The organism is Caulobacter sp., assembly GCF_049283275.1.
Taxonomy (GTDB): Bacteria; Pseudomonadota; Alphaproteobacteria; order Caulobacterales; family Caulobacteraceae; genus Caulobacter.
Genome location: NZ_JBAPVS010000111.1, coordinates 1 through 5373 on the forward strand (window position 1 = coordinate 1; position 5373 = coordinate 5373).

At 66.8% G+C, this 5373-nt stretch carries 4 protein-coding genes; 2 read left to right on the top strand and 2 right to left on the bottom strand.

What is annotated here, in order from left to right:
• Positions 1 to 355: 355 nt before the first annotated feature.
• On the bottom strand, positions 356 to 1468 hold the full coding sequence (locus WAL33_RS05370; protein WP_422179230.1) for a GAF domain-containing protein: 1113 nt from the start codon (positions 1466 to 1468) through the stop codon (positions 356 to 358).
• Between the two features lie 125 nt (positions 1469 to 1593).
• Here WAL33_RS05370 and WAL33_RS05375 point away from each other — a divergent pair, with 125 nt between their 5' ends.
• Both WAL33_RS05375 and WAL33_RS05380 read left to right on the top strand, forming a co-directional pair.
• Positions 1594 to 3207: a GMC family oxidoreductase gene (locus WAL33_RS05375; protein WP_422179232.1), complete on the top strand. Its 1614-nt coding sequence runs from the start codon at positions 1594 to 1596 to the stop codon at positions 3205 to 3207.
• A 180-nt stretch (positions 3208 to 3387) separates the two neighbouring features.
• Positions 3388 to 4296, top strand: a complete 909-nt coding sequence (locus WAL33_RS05380; protein ID WP_422179234.1) for a hypothetical protein — start codon at positions 3388 to 3390, stop codon at positions 4294 to 4296.
• Positions 4297 to 4452: 156 nt separating this feature from the next.
• Here the strand turns inward: WAL33_RS05380 and WAL33_RS05385 are convergent, their stop codons facing one another.
• Positions 4453 to 5226: an alpha/beta fold hydrolase gene (locus WAL33_RS05385; protein ID WP_422179236.1), complete on the bottom strand. Its 774-nt coding sequence runs from the start codon at positions 5224 to 5226 to the stop codon at positions 4453 to 4455.
• Positions 5227 to 5373: the final 147 nt, after the last annotated feature.

Genomic DNA, 5373 nt, shown 5'->3' on the forward strand with positions numbered 1-5373 from the left:
GCGTGCTGGCCGCCAGCGGCGTGGCGGCCAGCGCCGCGGCCAGCGCCAGGGACCATCCTCCCAAGCGTTTCGAAGGCGTTTGACCCAAGGACATGGAAGGTCTCCAGACGGCGAGACGATCAAGCGCCTCGATCGTGAGACGCTCTCGAGACGCCGATTATTCCCGCGACATCGGCGGCGACGAAAAAATGCGCGCTCGGAATAATCGTCGATGGCTGGCGTCTAACGGTTCAGGTGCATCCGGACCGTTGGAGTTGCACGATGCCTAGACCCCTCATCTTTGGAGCCCCGGTCGGCCTGTGCCTAGTCAGCTGCTATCGATGGCCAAGAGTTTCTAGGGAAAGGTCCGGCCGCCTCAGCGCGGCTTACGGTCCAGAGCATCCATGGCCCGTTTCAACCGCCCATCCGTGACGCGCAGCTTGATCTCGTCCGACACCAGGGACGCGAGGTTGGTCAGGATGGCCTGCTCGGTGTCGTTCAGGCTGCGCGGCTGGGTGTCGATCACGCAGAGCGAGCCCAGCGTGAAGCCATCGGGGTCGACGATCGGGCAGCCGGCGTAGAACCGAAAGTGCGGCGCGTCGACGACAGCCGGATTGTCGCTGAAGCGCGGATCGGCGGACAGATCCTCCGACACCATGCAGCGCTGCTGCAGGATGGTGTGGTTGCAGAAGGCCCAGCTGCGGGGCGTGTCCGCCATGTCCAGGCCATGGCGCGACTTGAACCATTGGCGGGTGGGCGTCAGCAGGGTGATCAGCGAGATCGGCATGCCGAGCGTCTGAGCGGCCAGCCAGGTGAGCCGGTCAAACGCGTCCTCGGGCGGGGTGTCGACCAGGCCCGAGCGCTCGAGCGCCAGGAGGCGTTGGGCTTCGTTGCCGGGCAGCGGGAACAGCGACCCTGCTTCAGGTCCCGCATGGATAACCGCTGGTCCTCGCACCGCCGTCTCGGCGGCCTCGGCCAGGGCGTCCAGATCCTCGACGAAGCTGACCCTGCCCTTGGCCGGCCCTGCGAAAGCCGAGGTTTCAACCTTGGGGCCGACCAGCAGGATCGCCGTCTGCGACAGCGCCGAATCCGACGCCAGGGCCCGCAGCAGGTCGGAGGCCATGGGCAAGGAGGCCACGTCGATGACCACGGCGGCCGGCGAGCGGCCGCCGATGTTCAGGAGGGCGGAAAACGGCTCCGGATAGGCGTCGACGAAGCAGGAGGGGGCGTTGGCCAGTCGCGCCGTCAGTTTCGGCAGGGCGTCGGGACCGGCGATGACGATCATCCGCGCCGACACCGGCAGGGTGCTCAGGGCCTGACCCGGCACCAGCGCCAGCACGGCGGATCGATAAACGCGGCGATGGCCGCCCGGAGTCTTCCAGGACGGGATCGATCCGCCCTCGATCAGCAACTGCGCGGTGCGCACCGACACGCCCAGGATCTTCGCCACGTCCGTGGTGGTCAGGATGTCCTTGTCGGCCGTGTCCATCGTCTCTCCAAGCCCTCGGGCATGCGAACAGATGCCCATGCCTTGGCGCGTTGACAAGCTTCAAATTCGATGTATTTGATGAAATTGATAAATTTGATACCTCTTACCGAGTTTGGAGTAGGACCATGAACGACTATCCCAGCGACCATCCCGATTTCGCCGCGCGGGTGGCGGCCAACCAGGCCGAGCGGGCGGCCAACCTCAAGGCGACCTACGATTTCATCGTCTGCGGCGCCGGAAGCGCCGGCTCGGTGCTGGCCCGGCGGTTGGCGGAGAACCCCGCCGTGCAGGTGCTGCTGATCGAAGCCGGCGGCAGCGACGAGCGAACCAGCGTGATGGAGCCGGCGGCGTGGCCGACCAATCTGGGCAGCGACAGCGACTGGGGTTTCGTGGCCGAGCCCAATCCGGAGCTGAACGGACGATCAATGCCGATGTCGATGGGCAAGGTGTGCGGCGGCGGCTCCAGCATCAACGTCATGGTCTGGGCGCGCGGCCACCGCGGCGACTGGGACCACTTCGCCGCGGAAAGCGGCGACGCGTCCTGGGGCTATGACGCCGTCCTGGGGCTCTACCGGGAGATCGAGAACTGGCAGGGACCGGCCGATCCTCTGCGGCGCGGCACGGGCGGACCGGTCTATGTGCAATCGGCCCCCAACCCTGGTCCGGCGGCCTACGCCATGGTCGACGCCGCCCATGAGCTGGGCATTCCGACCTACGCCTCGCCGAACGGCGAGATGATGGAGGGCGCGGGCGGCTGCGCCATCAGCGACGTGCTGATCCGCGACGGCAAGCGCCACTCCATCTTCCGCGCCTTCACCTATCCGTTCCTCGACCGACCCAATCTGACGCTGCTGACCCACACCCACGTCAACCGGGTGCTGATCCAGCAGGGTCGAGCCGTCGGCGTCGAGGTGGTTCGCAACGGCGCGACGCACTGGTTCGGTGTCGCCTACGAGGTCATTCTCTGCCTCGGCGCGATCCAGACGCCGACCGTTCTGATGCGGTCGGGCATCGGCGACGAGGCGGAACTGCGCGCCCACGATATCAAGGTGGTGCAAAGCCTTCCGGGCGTCGGCGCGAACCTCCAGGACCACGTGTCGTTCGGCTGCATCTGGGAGTATCGCGAGCCGATTGCGCCGCGAAACAGCGGCAGCGAAGCGACCCTCTACTGGAAATCCGAGGCGGCCCTGACCGAGCCGGACCTGCTGTTCTGCCAGGTCGAGTTTCCGGTTCCGAGCCCCGAAACCGCCCTCCGCGGCGTGCCCGAGCACGGCTGGACCATGTTCGCGGGCCTCGCCCATCCCAAGAGCCGCGGCAGGGTGCGCCTGGCGTCGGCCGATCCGACGATCGCCCCGCGGATCGAACTGAACACCTTCAGCCACCCGGACGATCTGAAGGCGGCGATCGCCTGCGTGGAGCTCTGCCGCGACCTGGGCAACACTCAGGCCTTCGCGCCGCTGGTCACCCGCGAGGCCATGCCGGGTCCGCTGAACAAGGCGGACATGGAGCAGTATGTGCGGGACGCCGCGGTGACCTACTGGCACCAGACTTGCTCGGCCAAGATGGGGCGTGACGCGATGTCGGTGGTCGACGCCAGCCTGCGCGTCTACGGCGTCGAAGGGCTGCGCATCGCCGATGGTTCGATCATGCCCAAGGTCGCCACGGGCAACACCATGGCTCCGTGCGTGATCATCGGGGAAAAGGCCTCCCGGTACATCCGTGCGACCCACGGCCTCTGAGGCGAGATGAGACGACGCGGCCGCGCCATGAGGCGGCGGCCGCGTCGAAGACTTTGGAGGTGAAAGCCGGCATGCTCTTTGGCGCAATCCGGTGATCGAAAAGAGGGATCGCGCATGGCGAAAGTCTCGTTGAATTCACGTTCCTGGTCGGGCGCTCTCCTGGTCGGGGGACTGCTCTGGTTGGCGTGGCCCGGAAATGGGCTGGCCCAAGGGGGCGCGCCGTTCGCGACCGTCGTCGGCGACCAGACCGCCGCGGCCCTGCGCGCGCGGATCGGCCCGCCGCATGAGGAGACCCTCAAGGCCTATGTCGAGGCGGGCGCAAAGGAAACCAAGGCCCATGTCCTCACCGATCGGGAGTGGAGGCTGGTCGAAAACGCCATCGCCGATCTTCCCGCGCAGTACCGACAGGTCCTGGAGCGCCGACTTGGGCGGCTCAGTTTCATCGACGCGCCGTCCAGCATGGGAACCGCGCTGACGCGGGCCTTCGACGGCCCGAACGGCGAGCCGATGTCCGACATCACCATACGCTCGGAGGTGCTCGACAAATCGCTGTCGGACTTCCTGACCCAGAAGGAGGCGATGCTCTTTTCCGAGGACGGATCGGGCTACAGCGTGCGGGTGTCGGCCGGCAAGATGTCCGCCCTAACCTACATTCTGCTGCATGAGACGGCGCACGTGATGGACCGCGCGCTCGAAATCACCCTGAAAAACCCTCCGTTCAGGACAGTCTGGACGGACTATCGCAGCTTGGCGCGGCCCTATGCGGCCGATCCGATCAGCCATACGACCTATCGACGCGAACCCAAGCTTCCCGCGTCGCGAGCGCCCGCGCTCTATCGAGCGTTGGGCCAGGCGCCGTTCGTGTCGCTTTATTCCACCGCGTCAGCGGGCGAGGATTTCGCCGAACTCTTGGCTTGGCGCGAGCTCTCCAACCGTTTCGAGACGCCGTTGAAGATCCAGGTTCTAGACGGGCGCGGCATCGAGGTCGTTTCGGTCGAGCCGCTAAAGTCTCCCGCCGTTCGGTCGCGTCTCGCGGCGGCGCAAGCTGCTTTGGCCAAAGCCAGTGCGGCGGCGCCGAACGAGACCTGAAAGCCGTGCGCCTCTAGGTCCCGCGGCTTTGGCGGTCATGGGCCCTGTCGCTAGCAGGATAGCCGCCGCCGTTTCCAGCCGCGTTCACGGCCGCAGCCGCCGACGCGCTTGGCGCGCCGGCGGCCGGACCCTCGGGCGTCTGTGGTCGGTCTGGTCTTACTTCGCCTTAGCCGCGGCGGTCTTGGCGGCCTTGTCGATCACGTTGGCGACCGCTTCGGGACGGCTGAGGAAGACGACGTGGCTGCCCTTGATCTCGACGGTCTCGGCGCCGATGCGGTTGGCGGTCTTGCGCAGCAGCTTCGGATCGATGGCGCCGTCTTCGGTCGCCACGACGAACCAGCTGGGCTTGGCGCGCCAGGCGGCGCGCGTGACCTTTTCGCCGAAGGCCGACATGGCGATCGGCACCTGCGAGTCGCGCATGAAGGCGGCGTCGGCGTCGTTGATGTCGGCGGCGAAACCGGCCTTGAACTCGGCGAGATTGATGAAGCCGAAGCCGTCAGACTGCGGCTCGATCACGAAGCCGGGAGGCGCGGGAATGGCGGCGAGCTGGTCGCCGGTCGACTCACCGGCGTCGGGCGCGAACGCGGCGACATAGACCAGGCCCGCGACCTTGGGATCGTTGCCGGCCTCGGTGATCACCGTGCCGCCGTACGAGTGGCCGACCAGGATCGTGGGGCCGTCCTGACGCGCCAGCACGCGACGCGTGGCGGCGACGTCGTCGGCCAGGGAGGTCAGCGGGTTCTGGACGATGCTGACCTTGTAGCCCTTGGCGGTCAGGCGGTCATAGACGCCCCTCCAGCCCGAGCCGTCGGCGAAGGCGCCATGCACGAGCACGATGTTGCGAACCGGTTCCGGCGGCTTGGCCTGAGCAGCACCGGAAAGAGCGGCAAACGCGGCGATGGTCGATAGTCTTGCAGCGCGTCTGATCATAGCGACCTCCCGTGGAAACTGAAATCAGGGATGGATGGACGAAAACACGATCTCGGCGAAACCGGCCTTGGTGCTTTCGCGCCGCCAGTCGCGCTGCAGTTCGCACGCAAGCTGAATCCAACTGATGGGCTGCGCGCCGGCCTGCAC